At 72.4% G+C, this 21849-nt stretch carries 16 protein-coding genes, 1 tRNA gene and 1 pseudogene; 13 read left to right on the forward strand and 5 right to left on the reverse strand.

All coding sequences use genetic code 11. From position 1 onward, the window contains the following. The first annotated feature begins 9 nt into the window (after positions 1-9). Both ACSU6L_RS30880 and ACSU6L_RS30885 read left to right on the forward strand, forming a co-directional pair. Positions 10-609 carry a hypothetical protein gene (locus ACSU6L_RS30880; RefSeq protein WP_073941957.1) on the forward strand — a complete coding sequence of 200 codons (600 nt, stop codon included), beginning with the start codon at positions 10-12 and terminating at the stop codon, positions 607-609. A 175-nt stretch (positions 610-784) separates the two neighbouring features. After that, positions 785-3523, forward strand: coding sequence for a Tat pathway signal sequence domain protein (locus ACSU6L_RS30885; RefSeq protein ID WP_437062088.1), 2739 nt, complete (start codon positions 785-787; stop codon positions 3521-3523). 4 nt (positions 3524-3527) lie between these two features. On the opposite strand, the gene ACSU6L_RS30890 is transcribed toward ACSU6L_RS30885, so the two are convergent. Further along, positions 3528-5855, reverse strand: a complete 2328-nt coding sequence (locus ACSU6L_RS30890; RefSeq protein WP_437062090.1) for an SCO7613 C-terminal domain-containing membrane protein — start codon at positions 5853-5855, stop codon at positions 3528-3530. A 102-nt stretch (positions 5856-5957) separates the two neighbouring features. Between ACSU6L_RS30890 and ACSU6L_RS30895 the strand changes: the two genes are divergently transcribed. After that, positions 5958-6404 carry an SRPBCC family protein gene (locus tag ACSU6L_RS30895; protein WP_437062092.1) on the forward strand — a complete coding sequence of 149 codons (447 nt, stop codon included), beginning with the start codon at positions 5958-5960 and terminating at the stop codon, positions 6402-6404. A gap of 39 nt (positions 6405-6443) precedes the next feature. Next, positions 6444-6515 (forward strand) — tRNA-Val (locus ACSU6L_RS30900). A 38-nt stretch (positions 6516-6553) separates the two neighbouring features. Here ACSU6L_RS30900 and ACSU6L_RS30905 read toward each other — a convergent pair. Further along, positions 6554-7282 carry a 3'-5' exonuclease gene (locus tag ACSU6L_RS30905; protein WP_073941953.1) on the reverse strand — a complete coding sequence of 243 codons (729 nt, stop codon included), beginning with the start codon at positions 7280-7282 and terminating at the stop codon, positions 6554-6556. A gap of 167 nt (positions 7283-7449) precedes the next feature. Here ACSU6L_RS30905 and ACSU6L_RS30910 point away from each other — a divergent pair, with 167 nt between their 5' ends. The 3 genes from ACSU6L_RS30910 to thrS all read left to right on the forward strand — a co-directional run bounded on the left by ACSU6L_RS30910 (position 7450) and on the right by thrS (position 11294). Next, positions 7450-8016 carry a DUF4365 domain-containing protein gene (locus ACSU6L_RS30910; RefSeq protein WP_437062095.1) on the forward strand — a complete coding sequence of 189 codons (567 nt, stop codon included), beginning with the start codon at positions 7450-7452 and terminating at the stop codon, positions 8014-8016. After that, complete coding sequence (locus ACSU6L_RS30915) at positions 8013-9227, forward strand: hypothetical protein (protein ID WP_437062097.1); 1215 nt, start codon at positions 8013-8015, stop codon at positions 9225-9227. The genes ACSU6L_RS30910 and ACSU6L_RS30915 overlap by 4 nt, the downstream gene beginning before the upstream one ends. Before the next feature lie 90 nt (positions 9228-9317). After that, the gene (gene thrS, locus ACSU6L_RS30920) at positions 9318-11294 is read left to right on the forward strand and encodes a threonine--tRNA ligase (protein WP_437062099.1); all 1977 of its coding nucleotides are present in this window, start codon (positions 9318-9320) and stop codon (positions 11292-11294) included. Between the two features lie 33 nt (positions 11295-11327). On the opposite strand, the gene ACSU6L_RS30925 is transcribed toward thrS, so the two are convergent. Further along, positions 11328-11990 (reverse strand): potassium channel family protein, encoded by a 663-nt coding sequence (locus tag ACSU6L_RS30925; RefSeq protein WP_437062101.1) that lies wholly within the window; start codon positions 11988-11990, stop codon positions 11328-11330. A gap of 67 nt (positions 11991-12057) precedes the next feature. Between ACSU6L_RS30925 and ACSU6L_RS30930 the strand changes: the two genes are divergently transcribed. Then, complete coding sequence (locus ACSU6L_RS30930; protein ID WP_437062103.1) at positions 12058-12618, forward strand: HIT family protein; 561 nt, start codon at positions 12058-12060, stop codon at positions 12616-12618. A gap of 80 nt (positions 12619-12698) precedes the next feature. On the opposite strand, the gene ACSU6L_RS30935 is transcribed toward ACSU6L_RS30930, so the two are convergent. Then, positions 12699-14354 carry a hypothetical protein gene (locus ACSU6L_RS30935; protein WP_437062105.1) on the reverse strand — a complete coding sequence of 552 codons (1656 nt, stop codon included), beginning with the start codon at positions 14352-14354 and terminating at the stop codon, positions 12699-12701. 183 nt (positions 14355-14537) lie between these two features. Further along, positions 14538-16736, reverse strand: a complete 2199-nt coding sequence (locus ACSU6L_RS30940; RefSeq protein WP_437062107.1) for an elongation factor G-like protein EF-G2 — start codon at positions 16734-16736, stop codon at positions 14538-14540. Between the two features lie 226 nt (positions 16737-16962). Here ACSU6L_RS30940 and pgsA point away from each other — a divergent pair, with 226 nt between their 5' ends. The 5 genes and pseudogenes from pgsA (at position 16963) to ACSU6L_RS30965 (ending at position 21721) form a co-directional block, all read left to right on the forward strand. After that, positions 16963-17709 carry a phosphatidylinositol phosphate synthase gene (pgsA, locus tag ACSU6L_RS30945; protein ID WP_437065124.1) on the forward strand — a complete coding sequence of 249 codons (747 nt, stop codon included), beginning with the start codon at positions 16963-16965 and terminating at the stop codon, positions 17707-17709. Next, positions 17706-18614, forward strand: a complete 909-nt coding sequence (locus ACSU6L_RS30950) for a phosphatidylinositol mannoside acyltransferase (RefSeq protein WP_437062109.1) — start codon at positions 17706-17708, stop codon at positions 18612-18614. The genes pgsA and ACSU6L_RS30950 overlap by 4 nt, the downstream gene beginning before the upstream one ends. Next, positions 18611-19783, forward strand: coding sequence for a glycosyltransferase family 4 protein (locus tag ACSU6L_RS30955; protein WP_437062111.1), 1173 nt, complete (start codon positions 18611-18613; stop codon positions 19781-19783). The genes ACSU6L_RS30950 and ACSU6L_RS30955 overlap by 4 nt, the downstream gene beginning before the upstream one ends. Positions 19784-20326: 543 nt before the next feature. Then, positions 20327-21090: pseudogene (locus tag ACSU6L_RS30960) on the forward strand (IS5 family transposase). Positions 21091-21178: 88 nt separating this feature from the next. After that, complete coding sequence (locus tag ACSU6L_RS30965) at positions 21179-21721, forward strand: hypothetical protein (protein ID WP_437062113.1); 543 nt, start codon at positions 21179-21181, stop codon at positions 21719-21721. Positions 21722-21849 lie beyond the last annotated feature (128 nt).

Raw genomic sequence — 21849 nt, forward strand, 5'->3', positions numbered from 1 at the left:
GCGGTGACCATGGCGCAAGCACGCGTGAAAGCCCGCGCTCCGCGCAAGGAGCCGGTCCTCGGCGAGCGGTTCAGTGTCTTCGCCGAGTCCCTGCTCACCGGCGTGTGGATCGCCGTGGCCTGTCTCGGGATCGTCACCTATCCCGCCGCGTTCGCCGCCGGCGCACGGCATCTGCGGCGTCGTACGGCCCACACGGCGGGCGGCCTGCGGGAGTTCGCCGCCGACTTCCGGGCGGCTGTGCGCCGCGGCTGGCTGGTCGGCCTGGCCGGCTGGGCCGCGGTGGCCGCCGTCTGGGTGGACGTCCAGGCCGCGCGGGCCGGGCTTCCCGGCGGACCGCTGGTCGGAGCGGTCGGCCTGCTCGCGCTCATCGCCGCCGCCGTCGCCGGGATGCGGGCGGCGGCGACCTGGACACCGGGCGAGTCCTGGCGCGCGCTGCTCGGCGCGGCCGGCCGCCGCACGGTCGTGGACCCGGCCGGGTCCTTCCTGCTGGTCGGCGGGCTCGCCGTCGTCGCCTGCTCGGGATGGCTCGTCCCGCCGCTGGCGGTTCCGGTGCTCGGGGCCGTCGCGGCGGCCGCCGTCGCCGTGGAGGAGCGGTACCGGCACCGCTGACGCGCGGTGCCGCACATCAGGGGCGGCACCCCGCGGGGTGCCGCTCGTCTCGTCAAGCACTTCGTCCCCGGGCGGCGCGCCGAGCGCGCCTGGCTCCCTCGAGGGCGGCGCCTCGTGCGCCGTACCTCTGCCTGTCATGCCCTCGGCAACCCGTACCGTACGGAAAGGAAAGGCCATGTCCCCCATCCCCCGCAGGTCCATCCTCAAGGCGGCCGCCGTCGCCGGAGCCGCCGCCCAGTTCAGCTGGGCGCTGGGGGCGCAGGACGCCCAGGCCGCGCCCAGAGCGGAGACCGCCGAGGCGGAACCCGTCGTCCTCGACTGGCTGGAGGACGGCGGTCTCGGCGCCGCGCCCGGCTCCACCCTCGGCGTGCCCTGGCCCAAGGGCGCGTACCAGGAGGACCAGACCTTCGCGCTCACCGACGAGAACGGCACCGACGTCCCCGTCCAGTCCTGGCCGATCGCCTACTGGCCCGACGGCTCCCTGAAGTGGACCGCGCACGCCGTCAGCTCCGGCAGCGGCAAGCTCACCCTGACCGCGGGGAGGCCCACCGCCCCCGAGAAGAAAGTCACCGTCGACAAGAGCGGCGGCACCGTCGACATCTCCACCGGCGTCATCACCGCCAGGATCGGCAAGTCCGGCTCCACCCTGGTCAAGTCGGTCACCCGCGGCTCCACGGAGATCGCAAAGAACGGCCGCCTCGTCCTGCTCCGCCAGCCGGAGATCGAGGACGGGGACCAGGGCACGGTCAAGTACGAGCGCTTCGAGAGCGCCATCGACGAGGTGAAGGTCGAGCAGGAGGGCCCGGTCCGCGCGGTCGTCCGCATCGACGGCAAGCACCGCAAGGGCAACCGCAGCTGGCTGCCGTTCTCCGTCCGGCTCTACTTCTACGCGGGCGCCGACTCCTTCCGCATGGTGCACACCATCACCTACGACGGCACCCAGGAGCCCGGCAAGGCCTCCGGCGACTTCATCCGCGGCATCGGCGTCCGCTTCACCGTGCCGATGCGCGACCAGTCGTACGACCGCCACATCCGCATCGGCGGCGAGGGCACCGGAATGCTCCGCGAGGCCGTCAAGGGCATCACCGGACTGCGCCGCGACCCGGGCGCGGCGGTGCAGGCCGCGCAGTTCGAGGGCAAGAAACTGCCCGACCCCTCGACCTGGGACCAGCGGGTCACCACCCGCCTGCAGTACATCCCCGAGTGGGGCGACTACACCCTCTCCCAGCTCTCCGCCGACGGCTTCACGCTGCGCAAGCGCACCAAGCAGGGCCACGGCTGGATCGGCGCGGGCGGCGGCCGGCGGGCCTCCGGCTTCGGCTACGTCGGCGGCGTCAGCGGCGGCTTCTCCTTCGGCCTGCGTGACTTCTGGGAGAAGTTCCCCGCCCAGCTCGACATCCGCGACGCCCACACCGACGAGGCCCAGGTCACCGTCTGGCTCTGGTCGCCCGAGGCGCAGCCCATGGACCTGCGCTTCTACCACGACGGCCTGGGCCAGGACACCTACCCCGAGCAGATCGAAGGCCTCAACATCACCTACGAGGACTACGAGCTCGAGTTCGGCACCGCCTACGGCATCGCCCGTACCTCCGAACTCCTCTTCTGGGCCAACGAGTCCACCCCGAGCGCCGAGACGCTCGCCGAGCAGGTCGAGGCGGTCCGCGTCCTGCCCCAGCTCGCCGCCCCGCCCAAGCAGCTCATCAAGGCGGGCGTCTTCGGCAAGGGCCTGTACGCCGAGCCCGACCGCTCCACGCCGGCCAAGGCGAAGATCGAGGACCACCTCGACTTCCTCTTCACCTATTACAAGGACCAGGTGGAGATGCGCCGGTGGTACGGCTTCTGGGACTACGGCGACATCATGCACACCTACGACACCGTCCGGCACCAGTGGCGGTACGACGTCGGCGGCTACGCCTGGGACAACTCCGAGCTGTCGCCCGACCTGTGGCTCTGGTACGCGTACCTGCGCTCCGGCCGCGCCGACATCTTCCGGTTCGCCGAGGCCATGACCCGGCACACCGGCGAGGTCGACGTCTACCACCTGGGCAAGTGGGCCGGCCTCGGCACCCGGCACGGCGTCCAGCACTACGCCGACAGCGCCAAGCAGCAGCGCATCGCCAACACCACCTACCGCCGCTACTACTACTTCCTCACGGCGGACGAGCGGGTCGGCGACCTCATGCACGCCAACGTCGACTCCGACGAGACGTTCCTCGTCCTCGACCCGATCCGCAAGATCCGCACCGAGCCGTACACGCCCGACCGGCACGCCCTGTCGATCGGCTTCGGCACCGACTGGAGCGGTCTGGTCTCGGCCTGGCTCACCGAGTGGGAGCGCAAGGGCCCGAAGTGGGAGAAGGCCAAGGCGCGCGTGCTGTCGACGATGGAGACCATCGCCGCCCAGCCCAACGGCTTCGTCCAGGGCACCGGCCTGTACGACCTCGACACCGGCAGGTTCGCCGTCGCGGACAAGCCCGTCGTCGGCGTCTCGCACCTGTCGGCGGTGTTCGGCCTCAACGAGCTGTGCGCCGAACTCATCGACCTGGTCGACATGCCGGAGTTCAACGAGGCCTACTTCGACTACTGCCGCTACTTCAACGCCGGCAAGACCGAGCAGGCCGCCCGCTACGGCTCCAACTTCGGCAGCCTGATCCTCTTCCAGGGCCACTCCCGCCTCGACGCCTACGCGGCCGTCAAGACCGGCGACGAGAAGCTCGCCAAGCGGGCCTGGGACAAGTTCTACAACTCCGACGGCTACAAGGAGTCCGCGCCCTGGAAGACCGAGAAGGTCAGCGGCCCCACCGCCCTGGTCGAGGGCAGCGAGGCCGGCTGGGTGTCCACCAACGACACCGCCCTGTACGGCCTCGCCGCCATCGAGAACCTGGCGCTGCTCGGCGACAAGATGCCGTCGTAGCCGTCTAGTTCATGCGCCCCAGCGTCTCCCGCACCCGCCGGACGTCCCTCAGCCGCTGCTCGTATGTCGCCCCGAGGGCGAGCAGCAGCAGTCCGGCGAGGGCGGGAGGCGCCCAGCGGGGGAGCGCGCCCGCCACCTGCACGAGGTACGGGGCCAGCTCGTGCAGGGTCACCAGGGCGAGTACCGCACCGCCCAGCAGCAGCGGCGCCCGGAGGTGGTGCCGGGCCCCGGCCAGCGTCACCAGCAGCGCCCCCGTGCCCAGCAGCAGGGGGCGCTGCCAGTGCGCGTCGCCCCAGGCCGCGACGAGGCTCGGCAGCAGACCGGCGGCGAGACCGGGGCCGTACGCCGTCCAGGACGACGCCTGCGGGTCACGGCGCCGGCGCAGCACGCCCACGGCCAGCGCGGGGACGGCCACCGGCAGCGCGTACGCCTCCGGGACGGTCACCTCCCAGGCCACCAGCCGCACCCAGGCGGCCAGCACGAACAGCGCGGCCGCCGCGTGGCCGACCGCACGCCGGTCGGGACGTACGGCCGTGGCCGCCGCGATCACCCCGGTGAGGGCCAGCACCAGCGCCAGCATCGGCGCGTCCGGCACCGCCAGGCCGACCGCGACCAGCGCCGCGACCGCGCCGGAGACCTCGGCCGTCAGCCGGGTCGCACCCTCGGTGCGCGTTGCCCACAGCGCCGCCGCCACCGGCACCAGCAGCACCAGCGGCGCGCAGTGCGCCGACGACCAGTCCAGCGCGGCACCCGTCGCGCAGAGCAGGGCGGTGGCGTACCCCGCCGTGGCCGCCGCCGGCACCGGCATGCGGGCGCCGAGCGCGAAACCGGCCGTCAGCAGGGCCAGCACCGTGAGGGTGGCCGGCTCGGTGGCCAGCGCGAGCAGGGCGAGGACGACCGAGGTGAGGACGGCGAGCACGGTCGCCGCGAGCCGCCTCAGCCACAGCAGCGCCGCCGTCGTCAGGCCCAGCACCACCAGCGTGGCGACGTACGGCAGCCGCAGGACCGGCGGCAGGGCCGCCGCCGCCGCCCACACCAGGGCGAGCGCGGCGTCCAGGGCGCGGGGCCGCCAAGCGGCCTCCCGGACCGTCACGGCCAGCACCGCCGCGACCGCGACCAGCGCCAACGGCGCCGTCGCGCTGTCCGGCGGCCACGGCACGTCGGCCGTCACGGCCGCCCGCGCGTCCGCGGGCGCCCCCGACCAGACCCGCGCCGCCCAGCCGAGGGACCCCAGCAGCGCGACGGCCACCACCGGCAGCGCCGCAACCACGGCCAGCGCCTGCACGGCCCCGGAGGCCCAGCCGGACCCCCGGCGCACCACCTCCGGGACCCGGGTGACGCCGAGCAGCCCCAACAGGGCGATGCCGAACGCCAGATGGACCGGCACCGTCCACGCGCCGGGCAGCGCCGACCGGGGCACCGCCCCGAGCGCGGCGACCGCCAGCAGTCCCGCCGCGACGGCGTTGCCCAGCGCCATCCCGGCGTGCGGCGCCCGCGCCCCGGCCAGCGTGATCGCCGTGGCCAGCAGCAGAAGCGCGGCCGCGGGGACGGCGGCACCCGGACCCGTGGCCGTCCACGCCAGCCAGCCGGCCGCCAGCGCACCCCAGCCGCCCAGGCCGTACGCGCCCACGGCGGCGGCGATCCGCACGGATCCGGCGGACACCCGGAGCGCCACCGCCGCGTCGGCCGCCGCCGTCACCAGGAGGGCCGCCGCGAACCCGGACACGTCCGGGCCGGCCGCCACCGCCCACAGCGGCAGCGCGAGTTGCGCCACGCACACGGCTGCCGGCACGGGCAGGACCAGCGGCCGGCCCGTCACGCGGGGCAGCAGCAGACCGTACGCCGCCCACACCGCGGCCAGCGCCGCCGAGGCGCCCGCCGCGTAGGCCGTGCCGTCCGTGCCCGTCAGCGCGGCCGAGTACAGCGCGTACGCGTCCAGCACCGTCAGCGCCAGACCCAGCCCCGCCACCGACTCCGCGGTGGAGCGCAGGCCCCGCTTCAGCAGCGGCACCGGCACCGCGAGCGCCGCCGCCGTTACCGCGCCCAGCACCACGGCTCGCCCGGCGATCCCCAGGTGACCCCAGCTGACCAGCGTGAACGCGGCGGCCGCCAGGGTGAGCAGCACACCGCCCAGCACCAGCAGGACGTTCTGGACCCGGGGGCCGGTGGCCTCGGGACGCGGCGGGACAGCGGCCGGCAGCGGTCGCAGCGGCTGCAACTGCGACAGCAGCCAGCCGCGGCGCGCCAGCAACTGGGCGCGCCGGGCGTCCAGTCGGTGCAGCTCGGCGTCGACGAGCCGCAACTCCTCGGCGGGGGACGGAATGTGCGTCATGGCTCGGAGTGTGGCCCCCGTCACCCGCCAGTACATGAGTGCGGGTACTCAGAACGTACTCAGACGCGGATACCCAGGCGCTGAGCAGGACAGACTCCGCCCATGGACTGGACCCACCACCGCTTCCGCAGCCTCTGGCACCTGCCCGCCCCGCCCGCCGCCGTGTACGCCGCCCTGGAGCGGGTCGAGGACTATCCGCGCTGGTGGCGGCAGGTGCGCGAGGTGACCCAGGTCGACGACCGCACGGCCGCCATCCGGATCCGCTCGCTCCTGCCCTACGACATGACCTTCACCATCCGCGAGGTGCGCCGCGACCCCGCGGCCGGAGTGCTGGAGGCGGCCCTGAGCGGCGACGTCGACGGCTGGTCGCGCTGGACCGTCATCGCGCACGGCCCCGGCAGCCTCGTGCGCTACGACCAGGAGGTCCACGTCCGCAAACCGCTGCTGCGGCGGTTCGCGGTGCCCGGGCGGCCCTTCTTCCGCGCCAACCACTGGCTGATGATGCGCGCGGGACGGCGCGGACTGGCGGGCCGGCTGGAAGCGGTTTGAACGAAAGGCGCCGGGACCTGTATTGTTCAGTGCGTTCCCGGGCGATTAGCTCAGTGGGAGAGCGCTTCGTTCACACCGAAGAGGTCACTGGTTCGAACCCAGTATCGCCCACCGGGAAAGGCCGGTCCGCCATCGCGGACCGGCCTTCTTCATGCCGCGGCCGCCGGCAGGTCCGGACGCAGCGGCCACGCCGGGTCCACCGCCTCCTCGGTGCCGTTGCGCGCGAACCACGCCTGCAGCCCGCGCGCCTGCGCCGCGTGCCACACCGCCTGGAGCGTGTGCAGCTCGGCGGGGGAGAGGCGCTCCAGCCGGGACGCGAACCGCCGCCCGACCGCCCGGACGACCTCCAGCGCCGCCAGCGCGTCCGCCGCCGCGTCATGGGCGTCGTCCAGCCCCACCCCGTACTGCGCGCACAGGTCGGTCAGCGTGCGGCGGCCCTTGCGGTAGCGGTCCAGATGCTTGTCGAGCACCCGCGGGTCGAGCACCAGCAGCGGTGTCGACTCGAACCAGCGCGCCAGCGACGACGCCCGGTGCCGGCGCAGCTCGCGGTCCAGCAGCGTCAGATCGAACGGCGCGTTCATCACCACCAGCGGACGCCCGCGGCCGGCCTGCTCGGCCAGCCCCATGGCTATCTCCTGCATCACCGGCGCCGGCCAGCGGCCGTTGCGCGCCAGGTGATCCTCCGTCAGCCCGTGCACCGCCGTCGCCTCGGCGGGCACCGGCACGCCCGGGTTCACCAGCCAGCGATTCACCCGCGGGCGGGTGCCCGGTGCGTCCTGCACCACGAGGGCGGCCGACACGATCCGGTCGGTCTCGACGTCCACGCCCGTAGTCTCCGTGTCGAATGCCGCCAGGGGGCCCTCGTACCAGCACGTCATACCTACACAACTCCTCGTTCACCCGAGGCAGCTGACGTTCCGTCTCCTGCCGGTTTGGTGATACCCGGGCCGTTTGCGCCGTACGCCGGGCGGAGACAACAGGGATACGGGTCCGCGCAGTTCAGCGGCCCGGCACGGGAAGCACTTTGCTCGGAAGGCTGTTGGCCATGGCGATAGCGCAGCCCGAGCGGGGCGGGCTGCTGCCCGACCGCGCGGGTCCCCTTCGCGGTTCCCTCGCCACCACCGCCTGCATGGAGACCCTGCAGGTCGGCTATCTGCACGCCGTCGCCGCGGCCGCGGGCTGCTCGCTCTCGCAGCCCTTCCCCGACAACGGCATCGACTGGCACGTCAGCCACAGCGCGCCCGGCCACACCGTCGACGACGAGGTCACCATCAAGGTGCAGCTCAAGGCGACCTACCAGATCGCGCCCAACCCTCCCGGCCGCTCCTTCTCCTTCACGCTCGACAACGGCCACCTGTCGAAACTCGCCCGGACCCCGGTCTCGGTGCACAAGATCCTCGTCGTGATGCTCGTGCCCAGGTCCCAGGACGACTGGCTGCGCGCCAGCCACGACCGCCTCGACCTCAGACACTGCTGCTACTGGGTCAACCTCGCCGGGCACCCGATCACCGGCCGCAGCCGCACCACCGTGCGGATCCCGACCGCACGCGTCTTCGACGACCGGGCGCTGTGCGAGATCATGACGCGGGTCGGGACCGGAGGCAGACCATGACCCACCGCCCGCTCCACGAGCCCCTGCGACCGGTGCGCCCGCACCCCGAGGTCCGCTGGGACCAGCCGCCCGAGCCGGGCCGCGTCGACCCCGCCGTGCTCAGCGCACTGCTGCGCCGGCACGGCTGGCAGCGCCGCGGCGGCGCCCCCGGCCGCTACGGCCGCTGGACCCCGCCCGGCCCCGGCGGCAGCGGCACCAGCCTGCTCGTCCCCGAGAGCCGCGCCTTCCCCGACAGCGACGACCTGCTCGGCGAGGCCCTGACCGCCCTCGCCCGCAGCGCCAGTCCCGCCGCCCGGGAGGTGCTGGTCGGGCTCGCCGTGCCCAGCGACGAGATCCGCTGGTGGCGGGACGTCCCGGGCGGACCGGCCGGCGCCGACGCCTGGACCGTCGAGGAGCAGCTGCGCACCGCCGCCCGCCAGACGCTGCTCGCCGCCGCCCTCGCCACCCGCGCGCGAGCCGGCTACTACGGGGCCCGGCACCGCCGCGCGGCCGCCGCCGAACTGGAGAGCGTCCTGGTCGGCCCCGCCGGCGGCGGCCGTGCCCTCACCGCCTTCGTGCCCGTCGCCGGCGGACGCCCCCTGGTCGTACGCCTCCACCAGGCGCTGTACGCCGCCCGCGAGGCGATCGACTACCGGCGGGCCACCGGTGGCATGGACGCCTTCGACGGCGCCGTCGAGGCCGGCGTCAGCCGCGAGCTCACCGAGGCGCTGACCGCCCTCGTCCGGGGCACCGAGGGCGCCCGGATCGCCGTCGCGTGGGCACCCGCCGCCGGCACCCCGGAGGGCGCGGTCGCCTCCGCCGAGGCCGTCGAGTTCTCGCCCGGCGACCTGCCCGTGCTGCGCGAGGCCGGGGCCCGCTACCGGCGCGCCGAGCCGTCCCAGCCCGTGCGGATCACCGGAGCCGTCGTCCGGATGCGCAGGTCCGGGCCGAGCGGCGAGGGCCACGTACGGCTGCGGGTGCTCGCCGGCGCGGAGGTGCCGCACGTGCGGCTCGTGCTCGACGAGGAGGACTACCGCATCGCCGGGCAGGCACACCTCGTGGGGCTGCCGGTGCGGGTGCACGGGCGGCTGGAGAGCCGGGGCGGCTTCCGGCGGCTGACCGGGGCCTCCGGCGTCGTACCGGTGCAGGTGGACGAGGCGGAACGGGACCGCCTGATGAAGTCCCTCCAGGAGAATCTCGACTTCTTCGAGGAGGCGTGCGCCGGGGACTGATTTCGCGGAGGGCGGGCCCGGGTCGGTACGATCCCCTATTGCGCGCGCTCTCGGTATGGCGCCGCATCCATCTTCAGTCAGGAGAGACCGGTGTCAGACGTCCGTGTGATCATCCAACGCGATTCCGAGCGGGAAGAGCGCGTGGTGACGACGGGCACTACGGCCGCCGACCTCTTCGCCGGCGAGCGCTCGATCATCGCCGCGCGTGTGGGCGGTGAGCTCCGGGACCTGTCGTACGTGCTCTCCGACGGCGACGAGGTCGAGGGCGTCGAGATCTCCTCCGAGGACGGCCTGAACATCCTGCGCCACTCCACCGCGCACGTCATGGCGCAGGCCGTGCAGGAACTGTTCCCCGAGGCGAAGCTGGGCATCGGGCCGCCCGTCAAGGACGGCTTCTACTACGACTTCGACGTCGAGAAGCCGTTCACGCCCGAGGATCTCAAGGCCATCGAGAAGAAGATGCAGGAGATCCAGAAGCGGGGGCAGAAGTTCGCCCGCCGCGTGGTGACCGACGAGGCCGCCCGCGAGGAGCTGGCGAACGAGCCGTACAAGCTGGAGCTGATCGGCCTCAAGGGCTCCGCCTCCTCGGACGACGGCGCGGACGTCGAGGTCGGCGCCGGCGAGCTGACGATCTACGACAACCTGGACGCCAAGACCGGCGAGCTGTGCTGGAAGGACCTCTGCCGCGGTCCGCACCTGCCCTCCACCCGGCTCATCCCGGCGTTCAAGCTGATGCGCAACGCGGCCGCCTACTGGCGTGGCAGCGAGAAGAACCCCATGCTCCAGCGCATCTACGGCACCGCCTGGCCGTCCAAGGACGAGCTGAAGGCGTACCTGGACTTCCTCGCCGAGGCCGAGAAGCGCGACCACCGCAAGCTGGGCAACGAGCTGGACCTGTTCTCCATCCCGGAGCAGATCGGCTCCGGCCTCGCCGTCTTCCACCCCAAGGGCGGCATCGTCCGCCGGGTCATGGAGGACTACTCGCGGCGCCGCCACGAGGAAGAGGGCTACGAGTTCGTCTACACCCCGCACGCGACGAAGGGGAAGCTCTTCGAGACGTCCGGCCACCTGGACTGGTACGCCGAGGGCATGTACCCGCCCATGCAGCTCGACGAGGGCGTGGACTACTACCTCAAGCCCATGAACTGCCCGATGCACAACCTGATCTTCGACGCGCGCGGGCGTTCGTACCGTGAACTGCCGCTGCGCCTCTTCGAGTTCGGGACCGTGTACCGGTACGAGAAGTCCGGCGTCGTGCACGGCCTGACCCGTGCCCGCGGCTTCACCCAGGACGACGCGCACATCTACTGCACCCGCGAGCAGATGTCCGACGAGCTGGACAAGACGCTCACCTTCGTGCTGAACCTGCTGCGCGACTACGGCCTGACCGACTTCTACCTGGAGCTGTCCACCAAGGACCCGGAGAAGTTCGTCGGCTCTGACGAAGTCTGGGAGGAGGCGACCGAGACGCTGCGCCAGGTCGCCGAGAAGCAGGGCCTGCCGCTGGTCCCCGACCCGGGCGGCGCCGCCTTCTACGGCCCGAAGATCTCCGTGCAGGCCAAGGACGCCATCGGCCGCACCTGGCAGATGTCGACCATCCAGCTCGACTTCAACCTGCCGGAGCGCTTCGACCTGGAGTACACCGGCGCGGACGGCACCAAGCAGCGGCCGGTCATGATCCACCGCGCGCTGTTCGGCTCCATCGAGCGGTTCTTCGCCGTGCTCCTCGAGCACTACGCGGGCGCGTTCCCGGCCTGGCTGGCGCCGGTGCAGGCGATCGGCATCCCGATCGGTGACGCGCACGTCGAGTACCTGGAGAAGTTCGCCGCGGAGGCGAAGAAGAAGGGGCTGCGGGTCGAGGTCGACTCCTCGTCCGACCGGATGCAGAAGAAGATCCGCAACGCCCAGAAGCAGAAGGTGCCCTTCATGGTCATCGCGGGCGACGAGGACATGTCGGCCGGGTCGGTGTCCTTCCGCTACCGCGACGGCTCGCAGGAGAACGGCATCCCGTTCGACGAGGCGATCGCGAAGATCGCGAAGGTCGTCGAGGAGCGGACGCAGGTCTGATCCCGCTCACCAGCGAGGAGGCCCCCGGGAAGGTCATCTTCCCGGGGGCCTCGGCTCGTCTCCCTCGCGAGTGAAGGTCTGCATCACCCAGGACGAGAACGAGCCCGTGACCGCGCCGAGCAGGGCCAGTCCGCCGGCCATCATGCCGATCGCGATCACCCGGCCCGTGAAGGTCACCGGGGTGATGTCGCCGTAGCCGACCGTGCTGAGAGTCGCGGCGGCCCACCACACGGCGTCCCCGAACGTCCGCATGTTCGCCCCGGGCGCCCCGCGCTCCTGCTGGTAGACCGCCAGTGCCCCGGAGAACCCGAGCAGCACGGTCGACGGACCGGCGTAGGCGATCACGCGCGCGTACAGAGACAGCCGGGGCTGTCCGCGCCGGCGCTGGACGACGTCGTAGAGCGGGACGATCCGCAGCGGGCGCAGCAGCGGCAGGATGACGACCACGGTGTGCAGCACGTGCGTGGAGACGAAACGCAGGCCCTGCCCGCTCAGCCGCCAGCGCACGGCGTAGTCCGCGAAGCCCAGCAGCCAGATGGCGAGCACTGTGACGTCGCACAGGGTCTTCCAGAAGGACGGCAGGCTCACGGCCAGGACCCGGGTGGCATAGGCAGCCAAGAAGATCAGCGACGTCAGGAAGAGGGGGATCTCGGTGCGCTGCTCCCAGCGAGCCGAAGGGCTGTCGTCGTGGTGCACTGGCCCAGCTTGGCCGGTGACCGCCCCCCGCTCGCCCCGGCGACACGCCGCGAACGGGGGAAGCCATATGCTGCCTTGCATGACGAGTGAGCCGGAGCAGCAGATCGGAGTGGGGACGCAGGACGCGTTCCAGCGCCTGTGGACGCCCCACCGGATGGCCTACATCCAGGGCGAGAACAAGCCGACCGGCCCGGGGGCCGACGACGGCTGCCCGTTCTGCTCCATCCCGGCCAAATCCGACGAGGACGGGCTGATCGTCCGGCGCGGTGAGCAGGTGTACGCGGTGCTGAACCTGTACCCGTACAACGGCGGCCATCTGATGACCGTGCCCTACCGCCACGTCGCCGACTACACGGACCTCACCGACGCGGAGACCGCCGAGCTGGCGGAGCTGACCAAGCAGGCCATGACGGCGCTGCGCACCGCGTCCGGGGCGCACGGCTTCAACATCGGCATGAACCAGGGCTCGGTGGCGGGCGCGGGGATCGCCGCGCACCTGCACCAGCACATCGTGCCCCGGTGGGGCGGCGACACGAACTTCATGCCGGTCGTCGGCCACACCAAGGTGCTGCCGCAGCTGCTGGCGGACACCCGGAAGATGCTGGCGGAGGCCTGGCCCGCGGTGTGAGTCCCGGCCGATGCGGGGTCTGGGGGCGCAGCCCCCGGGGACAGCCACCCAGACCTTCCGCGCGGCCGGACCGCGCAGGCTCACGCGTCGTAGACGTCGGCCTTGCGCGGGCTCGGGTCCTGCACCGCCGTGCTGAGGAAGGCGGAGCGGCTGCCGAACTTCTCCGTGTCGACGCCGTTCTCGTCCAGCACCTTGATCGCCGCGGAGTGCACCACGCGCAGCACCGGCGTCGCGGCGCGCAGCGCGTCGTCGGCCATGAAGCGGTGCCGCCACGGCTGGTCGGCCCAGGCGTGCCGCAGACCGAACGGCTCGGGCAGGCCGATGGAGCCGCCCAGCCACTTCAGCAGCGGGGGATACCAGCTGATCGGCGCCCGCACGGCGAGCCGGACCACCTCGTCGCTGGTGACCAGCGGCAGCTTCACCGTGCGGGTCTCCCACGGCTTGAGCGACTTGCTGACCGTCTTGGTCGGCGCCTCCGACTTGGTGGTGAACAGGCCGTTCACCGGGCCCAGGGCGTGACCGGTGACCTCGATGCGCAGCGTCGAGTGCAGCACGGTGACGGTGATCAGCATGGTGAGGACCAGCTGGCCGTCCCACAGCGTCCACTGGACGCCCAGGTAGTGCCGGTCGCCGGCGCCGAACTGCTGCTTGTTGCAGATGTCCTGTATGGCGTGCGGCTTGACCTGGTACGCCTCCACGTCGGTGCCCTCCGGACGGGAGACCGCCTTGGCGTTCTCGCCGATCGGGGTGACGATCCAGTGCCGTATCGACGGGGTCGGGAAGCCGCCGGTGTTCAGCGGGCCGCGCTCCAGCATGCGCAGCTGGTCGTGGATCGCGCGTATGACGTCCCAGCTGCGGAACGGGTGGATCTCGCGGTCGGCGTGGGCGGGGACCAGCTCCTCGGCGAGCTGCCAGGAGCCCCAGCGGGTGCCCATGCCGAGGATCCCCTTGGGACCGGCGTAGAACACGGAGTTCGACTGCTGCTCGGCGCTGAGTTTGGCGAGGGACTGGCGCAGCTGCTCGGCGGCCGTCTCACCGGGGTTGCTGGGCACCGCCTCCGGGACCTTCGCGCCGATGCTGCTGCCCGACAGCAGGCTGTCCCAGCGCTCCCTGAGGTCCTTCGCGGTGCGCTCGCAGAGCTGCTTGGCCAGGAACCAGCCCGCGACGGGGGCGACGACCGCCGCGCGGGCGTACCACCCCCAGAAGCCGCCGAACGGCATCCGGACCAGGACGATCACGGCCATCGCGCCGACGGCCACGAGCAGCACGGTGGCCAGGGCGGAGGTCCGCCTGTCCTCCCGCTTGGCCATGGTGGTGCGGAGCTGGAACACCAGCAGCCACACCAGGAAACCCGGCAGGAAGATCAGCCCGCACAGGACCGTGATCGCGGTCAGCTTGTTGTCCCGCTCGCGGCGCAGCCGGTTGGCGGCCAGGCAGTGCTCGACGACCACCTGGGGCTGCGTGCCGAAGGACTGGATGAGCGGGCTGCGGCCGCCGCCCAGCATGCGGTCGACCACCGCGCGGGAGAACGCCTCGCCCAGGTTCGGCTTGAACAGCGCGATCTTCCCCGCGTTCACGGTCGACTGGTGCCACTCGTTGTCGGCCTTCTTGATGTCCTCCACGGGGTTGTCCCGATAGGCCGCCGACGCCAGCGCGAAGGTCGCCGTCTGGCCCTCGTCGCCCGTGCGCGGCACCTGCGGTCCGAAGATGTCCGCGTAACCGCCGTCAACGGTCATTCCCGCCCCCGATCGCCGCCAGTGTCGTCCTGCGGCCTTCCCGACTTCCTTGCTTCGCACACCTGTTGATCAGGTCTTCAGCGTATCCGCAGGCACCGACAAGCGTCGGCGGACGGCCGAAGCCGTCCGCCGGGATGGCAGGAAAGCGGCCTCTCAGACCACTTGAGTGCTCTCTCGTCCCAACTAGGAGGCGGCCCGCTCCTGTTCACGGACGCGTTCGGCGACCTGTGGCGGCATCGGCTCGTGCCGCGCGTACCGGCGGTCGAAGCGCGCCGTGCCGTGCGACAGGGAGCGCAGATCGACGGCGTAGCGCCCGATCTCGATCTCGGGCACCTCGGCGCGTACGACCGTGCGCCCCCCGGGTGTCTGCTCGGTGCCGAGCACCCGGCCGCGTCGGCCGGACAGGTCGCTCATCACGGCGCCCACGTACTCGTCGCCGACCAGGACGCTCACCTCGGCCACCGGCTCCAGCAGATGGATCCGCGCGTCGGACGCCGCCTCCCGCAGCGCCAGCGCGCCCGCCGTCTGGAACGCGGCGTCGGAGGAGTCCACCGAGTGGGCCTTGCCGTCCAGCAGCGTGACCCGGACGTCGATCAGCGGGTAGCCCGACGCGACGCCCTTGGCGGCCTGGGCCCTGACGCCCTTCTCCACCGACGGGATGAACTGGCGCGGCACCGCGCCGCCGACCACCTTGTCGACGAACTCGATGCCCGAGCCGCCCGGCAGCGGCTCCACCTCGATCTCGCAGATGGCGTACTGCCCGTGCCCGCCGGACTGCTTCACATGCCGTCCGCGCCCGGCCGACTTGCCCGCGAACGTCTCCCGGAGGGAGACCCTGTGCGGTATGACGTCGACCTGGACGCCGTAGCGGCTGCGCAGCCGCTCCAGGGCGACGTCCGCGTGCGCCTCGCCCAGACACCACAGCACCACCTGGTGGGTGTCCTGGTTCTGCTCCAGCCGCATCGTCGGATCCTCGGCGACCAGCCGGCCCAGGCCCTGGGAGAGCTTGTCCTCGTCGGCCTTGCTGTGCGCCTGGATGGCGAGCGGCAGCAGCGGGTCGGGCATCTGCCAGGGCTCCATCAGGAGCGGGTCGTCCTTGGCGGAGAGGGTGTCGCCGGTCTCCGCGCGGCCCAGCTTGGCCACACACGCCAGGTCGCCCGCGACGGCGTGCGTCACCGGCCGCTGCTGTTTGCCGAAGGGCACGGACAGCGCGCCGATCTTCTCGTCGACGTCGTGGTCCTCGTGGCCGCGGTCGGCGAGGCCGTGCCCGGAGACGTGGACGGTCTGGTCGGGGCGCAGGGTGCCGGAGAAGACCCGCACCAGGGAGATCCGGCCGACGTAGGGGTCGGAGGACGTCTTGACGACCTCCGCGACCAGGGGGCCGTCGATGTCGCACGGCTTCAGCTCGCGCGGCCTGCCGTCGATGGTGGTCACCGTGGGGGTGGGGTGCTCGAACGGGGTCGGAAACCCGCCGGTGACCAGCTCCAGCAGCTCCACCGTTCCGATGCCCTGGCGGGCGCCGTCGGCGGCGGGGGCGGCGGCCAGGACGGGGAAGAACGTGCCCCGTGCCACGGCCCGCTCCAGGTCCTCGACGAGCGTCTTCAGATCGATCTGCTCGCCGCCGAGGTAGCGGTCCATCAGGGTCTCGTCCTCGCTCTCGGCGATGATCCCCTCGATCAGCCGGTTGCGGGCCTCCTCGATCAGCGGGAGCTGGTCCTCGCCCGGCTCGGACTCCTTCCGCTCCCCGCTCGAGTAGTCGAACAGCTTCTGGGTGAGCAGGCCGATCAGACCGGTGACGGGCGCGTGCCCGTCCGGGCCCTCCGGGCCGTGCAGCGGCAGGTACAGCGGCAGCACGGCGTCGGGGTCGTCGCCGCCGAAGGCCTCGGCGCAGATGCGGGTCATCTCCTCGAAGTCCGCGCGGGCGGCCTCCAGGTGCGTGACGACGATCGCCCGGGGCATGCCGACGGCCGCGCACTCCTCCCACACCATGCGGGTCGAGCCGTCCACGCCGTCGGAGGCCGAGACGACGAAGAGGGCCGCGTCCGCCGCACGCAGACCGGCCCGCAGCTCCCCGACGAAGTCGGCGTATCCGGGGGTGTCCAGCACATTGATCTTGATCCCGTCCCATTCGACGGGGACCAGGGACAGCTGCACCGAGCGCTGCTGGCGGTGCTCGATGTCGTCGTAGTCGGAGACGGTGCCGCCGTCCTCCACGCGGCCCGCCCGGTTCACCGCTCCCGCGGTCAGCGCGAGAGCCTCCGCCAGGGTCGTCTTGCCCGATCCGGAGTGGCCGACCAGCACCACATTCCGTACGGACGCGGGGTGGTCGGCCGCCGTAGCCCTGCCGGCGGCTCCGGAATGTACATTCGCCTTGTCGCCCATGATCCTGCCTCCCGTGCACGGTGAGGTCACTGTGGGCGCGGACACGCGCGGCCGCGTGCGAGCGGCTCCGGCGACGCCCGCGATCCTTCGAGCTTTCCACTCCCGTCACGGTGCGTCCATACGAACGACCGGAACCCGTCGCCGCCCGTCGGTTGCGGGCCGTTCGCCGGACGGTCCCGGACCCGTGTGGGTGCCCGGCCGTCGCGCCCACGCGCGCGTGGCTACGATGGGCCAGCCGGTGGCCAGCAGGGGCCGCGCGGCGACACCGACCCTCGGGAAGGCCATGCTGAACAAGTACGCGCGTGCATTCTTCACGCGTGTCCTCACACCGTTCGCCGCGTTTCTCATCCGCCGGGGCGTCAGCCCCGACACGGTCACGCTGATCGGCACCGCCGGTGTGATCGCGGGCGCGCTGGTCTTCTACCCCAGGGGCGAGTTCTTCTGGGGCACGATCGTCATCACGCTGTTCGTCTTCTCCGACCTCGTCGACGGCAACATGGCCCGCCAGCTCGGCCGCTCCAGCCGCTGGGGCGCCTTCCTGGACTCCACCCTGGACCGGGTCGCCGACGGCGCGATCTTCGGCGGTTTCGCGCTCTGGTACGCCGGCGGGGGCGACGACAACGCGCTGTGCGCGGTGTCGATCTTCTGCCTGGCCAGCGGCCAGGTGGTGTCGTACACCAAGGCGCGCGGCGAGTCGATCGGCCTGCCGGTCGCCGTCAACGGGCTCGTGGAGCGCGCCGAGCGGCTGGTGATCTCCCTGGTCGCGGCCGGTCTCGCCGGCCTGCACAAGTTCGGTGTGCCCGGCATCGACGTGCTGCTGCCGATCGCGCTGTGGATCGTCGCCGTGGGCAGCCTCGTCACGCTGGTGCAGCGGGTCGTCACGGTCCGCAGGGAGTCCGCGGAGGCGGAAGCGGCGGCAGCGGCCGAGCAGGGGCAGCCGAACGCCTCCCACGGCAGCGAGGCCGCGAAATGAGCGTCCGGGAACGCCTGACGGACGCGCTGTACGGTCTCGGCTGGAGCACCGTGAAGAAGCTCCCCGAGCCGGTCGCGGTACGGCTCGGCCGCACCATCGCCGACACCGCCTGGAAGCGCCGCGGCAAGGGGGTGCTGCGGCTGGAGAGCAACTACGCGCGCGTGGTGCCCGACGCGACCCCGGAGCGGCTGGCGGAGCTGTCCCGCGCGGGCATGCGCTCGTACCTGCGCTACTGGATGGAGTCGTTCCGGCTCCCCGCGTGGAGCGCCGAACGCGTCAAGGGCGGCTTCGACCCCAAGGACCTGCACCACCTCACCGACGGCCTCGCCTCCGGCAAGGGCGTCGTACTCGCCCTGCCGCACCTGGCCAACTGGGACCTGGCGGGCGCCTGGGTCACCACCAAGCTGGAGACGCCGTTCACGACGGTCGCGGAGCGCCTGAAGCCGGAGACGCTGTACGACCGTTTCGTCGCCTACCGCGAAGGCCTCGGCATGGAGGTGCTGCCGCACACCGGCGGCTCCGCCTTCGGCACCCTCGCCCGGCGGCTGCGCGACGGCGGACTGGTCTGCCTGGTCGCCGACCGCGACCTGTCCGCGTCCGGCGTCGAGGTCACCTTCTTCGGCGACACCGCGCGGATGCCCGCCGGGCCCGCGCTGCTGGCCCAGCAGACGGGCGCGCTGCTGCTGCCGGTGACGCTCTGGTACGACGACTCGCCCGTCATGCGGGGAAGGGTCCATCCCCCGATCGAGGTGCCGGAGACAGGCACCCGGGCCGAGAAGACGTCTGTCATGACACAGGCGCTGGCAGACGCCTTCGCCCAGGGCATCGCCGAACACCCGGAGGACTGGCACATGCTGCAGCGTTTGTGGCTCTCGGACCTCGACCCCGCGAAGGGGCCCTCGTGAGGATCGGCATCGTCTGCCCGTATTCGTGGGACGTGCCGGGCGGCGTCCAGTTCCACATCCGCGACCTCGCCGAGTACTTCATCCGCCTCGGCCACGAGGTGTCGGTGCTCGCCCCCGCCGACGACGACACCCCGCTGCCGCCGTACGTCGTCTCGGCGGGCCGCGCGGTGCCGGTGCCGTACAACGGCTCGGTGGCCCGGCTGAACTTCGGCTTCCTGTCGGCCGCCCGGGTGCGGCGGTGGCTGCACGACGGCGCGTTCGACGTCATCCACATCCACGAGCCGACCTCCCCCTCGCTGGGGCTGCTGACCTGCTGGGCGGCGCAGGGCCCCATCGTGGCCACCTTCCACACGTCCAACCCGCGCTCCCGCGCGATGATCGCCGCCTACTCGATCCTCCAGGCGGCGCTCGAGAAGATCAGCGCCCGGATCGCGGTGAGCGAGTACGCCCGCCGCACCCTGGTGGAACACCTCGGCGGGGACGCCGTGGTGATCCCCAACGGCGTCGACGTCGGATTCTTCGCCGAGGCCGAGCCGAACCCGGAGTGGCAGGGCGACACCATCGGCTTCATAGGGCGCATCGACGAGCCCCGCAAGGGCCTGCCGGTGCTCATGCGGGCGCTGCCCCGGATCCTCGCCGAACGCCCGCAGACCCGGCTCCTGGTCGCCGGACGCGGGGACGAGGAGGAGGCGGTGGCGTCGCTGCCCGCCGAGCTGCGCCCGCGCGTGCAGTTCCTCGGCATGGTCAGCGACGAGGACAAGGCGCGTCTCCTGCGCAGTGTCGACCTGTACGTCGCCCCCAACACGGGTGGCGAGAGCTTCGGCATCATCCTCGTCGAGGCGCTGTCGGCGGGCGCCCCGGTGCTCGCCTCCGACCTCGACGCGTTCGCCCAGGTCCTCGACCAGGGCGCGGCCGGCGAGCTGTTCGCCAACGAGGACGCCGACGCGCTCGCCGAGGCGGCGCTGCGCCTGCTGGCCGAGCCGAAGCGCCGCGCGGAGCTGGGGGAACGCGGCAGCGCCCACGTCCGGCGCTTCGACTGGTCGACGGTCGGCGCCGACATCCTCTCCGTCTACGAGACGGTGACGGCGGGCGCGGCGGCGGTGGCGGCGGACGAGGGGGCCGACGGGGGCGGCGGACTGCGGGCGCGGTTGGGGCTGGCGCGGGACTGAGTTTCCGACGGGGCGGGGGCGTCCTGGAACGTCCGGCGTCCGAGGCGAGCCTGGTTCGGGGCCGGCGTGAGGGGCCGGGGCGGCAGTTCTCGGTGACGGCCGCGCCGGCATCTTCTCCGTCTACGAGACGGTGACGGCGGGCGCGGGACTGAGCTTCCGACGCGGTGGGGGCGTCCCGGAACGTCCGGTGTCCGAGGCGAGCCCCGTTCAGGGCCGAGTCATGGGCCGGGCGCCAGGGGACGTCTCGCCGATCATGCCGGGCTCGCGGCGTCTGGCGCCGCGCCTCGTCGCGTTGTCGTCGGTCCCCGATTCCCCCAAGCTCTCGGCTCCGCTCGAGCAGGGGGGACCCCCATCGCATCGGCTCCCTCCTCCGCCTTGCGATGCACGGCACCAGACGCCGCTCCCTGATCCGGCCTGATCGACGAGACACCCCCTAGGTCGTGTCCGCAAAGTGGTTGGCGCGTTGGTCTGTTCGTGGTGCGTCGTCACGAGCTGACTGATCAGGCATGGGCGGTCATTGAGCCGTTGCTGGCTCCGTCGCGGATGGGCCGCCCGGCCCGCGACCGGCGGCAGGTCCTCAACGGCATCCTGTGGAAGCTGTCCACGGGGGCGGCCTGGCGGGACCTGCCCGAGCGTTACGGGCCGTGGAAGACGGTCTACGAACGCTTCCGCCGCTGGTCGGCCGACGGCACCTGGGACCGGCTGCCGGCCCACGTCCAGCAGCACTCGGATGCCGTCGGTGCCGTTGACTGGACGGTCGTGTGTGTCGACTCCACGACCGTGCGGGCTCACCAGCACGCGGCCGGGGCGCGAAAAGGGGGCTCTGGCCGGGTGAGGCGATCGGCCGGTCCCGCGGCGGGCTGACCACGAAGATCCACCTCGCCTGCGACGGCGAGGGCAGGCCACTGGCCTTCACCCTGACCGCCGGGAACGTCAACGACTGCACCCAGTTCGAAGCGGTGATGGCCCGCATCCGCATCGGGCGGTGCGGGCCCGGCCGTCCTCGCACCCGACCCACCCTGGTCGTCGCGGACAAGGGGTATTCGTCCACGAAGATCCGCTCCTACCTGCGCAGGCGCGGCATCAAAGCCGCCATTCCGGAGCGGATCGACCAGATCAACGGCCGCATCCGACGCGGAGAGAGCAGATGCCGGCTTGACCGGGCCGCCTACCGGCGCCGCAACACCGTCGAGCGCTGCTTCAACAAGCTGAAGCACAACAAAGCCCTGGCGACCCGCTACGACAAACGCGCCCGTCACTACCAAGCCCTGGTCACCATCGCGTGCCTGCGACTCTGGCTGCCGTGACATTGCGGACACGACCTAGCCCCCGGTGACGGCCGCGCCGACGCCCCGAGCGAGACCTCGTCGACCCGGCGCGGCTAGTCTGCCGCCCGTGATCGAAACCCTCATCTGGATCCTCGCCGCCCTCGTCGCGATCGGCCTCTACCTGAGCTGGACGGCCGGGCGGCTGGACCGGCTGCACGCCAGGATCGACGCCGCGCGCGCCGCGCTGGACGCCCAGCTGCTGCGCAGGGCCTCGGTGGCGCAGGAACTGGCTACGTCGGGGGTGCTCGACCCGGCCGCCTCGATCGTCCTGTACGAGGCCGCGCACGCCGCCCGGCAGGCCGAGGAGGAGCACCGTGAGGTCGCCGAGAGCGAGCTGAGCCAGGCGCTGCGGGCCGTGCTCGGGGACCCGCACCAGATGACGGCCGTACGGGAGGCTCCCGGGGGCGAGGAGGCGGCCCGCGAGCTCACCGAGGCCGTGCGCAGGGTGCCGATGGCGCGCCGGTTCCACAACGACGCCGTGGGCGCGGCCCGCAGGCTCCGCGAGCACCGCAAGGTCCGCTGGTTCCGGCTGGCCGGCCACGCGCCCTTCCCGCTGGCTTTCGAGATGGACGACGAACCGCCCGCGGCGCTGGTGGACCGGGCCGCCTGAGCGGCTCGTGACCTGCGGTTTCCCCCGCCGTGGCGGAAAAACGATCCACCGCCTTTCCATTGGCCCTTGCTGTGGCCTGGGCGCCTCACGTTTCCTCGGTTCGGCAGAAACCCTCTTCACCGAGTGAG

The organism is Streptomyces sp. enrichment culture (genome assembly GCF_964272855.1).
GTDB lineage: Bacteria > Actinomycetota > Actinomycetes > Streptomycetales > Streptomycetaceae > Streptomyces.

Excerpts from the sequence above, each read along its gene's own strand:
- ACSU6L_RS30890 (WP_437062090.1), bottom strand. The coding sequence starts at position 5,855 with ATGACGCACATTCCGTCCCCCGCCGAGGAGTTGCGGCTCGTCGACGCC.
- ACSU6L_RS30935 (WP_437062105.1), bottom strand. The coding sequence starts at position 14,354 with ATGACCGTTGACGGCGGTTACGCGGACATCTTCGGACCGCAGGTGCCG.
- ACSU6L_RS30950 (WP_437062109.1), top strand. The coding sequence starts at position 17,706 with ATGAGCGTCCGGGAACGCCTGACGGACGCGCTGTACGGTCTCGGCTGG.
- ACSU6L_RS30905 (WP_073941953.1), bottom strand. The coding sequence starts at position 7,282 with ATGACGTGCTGGTACGAGGGCCCCCTGGCGGCATTCGACACGGAGACT.
- ACSU6L_RS30885 (WP_437062088.1), top strand. The coding sequence starts at position 785 with ATGTCCCCCATCCCCCGCAGGTCCATCCTCAAGGCGGCCGCCGTCGCC.
- ACSU6L_RS30930 (WP_437062103.1), top strand. The coding sequence starts at position 12,058 with ATGCTGCCTTGCATGACGAGTGAGCCGGAGCAGCAGATCGGAGTGGGG.
- ACSU6L_RS30940 (WP_437062107.1), bottom strand. The coding sequence starts at position 16,736 with ATGGGCGACAAGGCGAATGTACATTCCGGAGCCGCCGGCAGGGCTACG.
- ACSU6L_RS30895 (WP_437062092.1), top strand. The coding sequence starts at position 5,958 with ATGGACTGGACCCACCACCGCTTCCGCAGCCTCTGGCACCTGCCCGCC.
- ACSU6L_RS30880 (WP_073941957.1), top strand. The coding sequence starts at position 10 with ATGGCGCAAGCACGCGTGAAAGCCCGCGCTCCGCGCAAGGAGCCGGTC.
- ACSU6L_RS30910 (WP_437062095.1), top strand. The coding sequence starts at position 7,450 with ATGGCGATAGCGCAGCCCGAGCGGGGCGGGCTGCTGCCCGACCGCGCG.
- ACSU6L_RS30915 (WP_437062097.1), top strand. The coding sequence starts at position 8,013 with ATGACCCACCGCCCGCTCCACGAGCCCCTGCGACCGGTGCGCCCGCAC.
- pgsA (WP_437065124.1), top strand. The coding sequence starts at position 16,963 with ATGGGCCAGCCGGTGGCCAGCAGGGGCCGCGCGGCGACACCGACCCTC.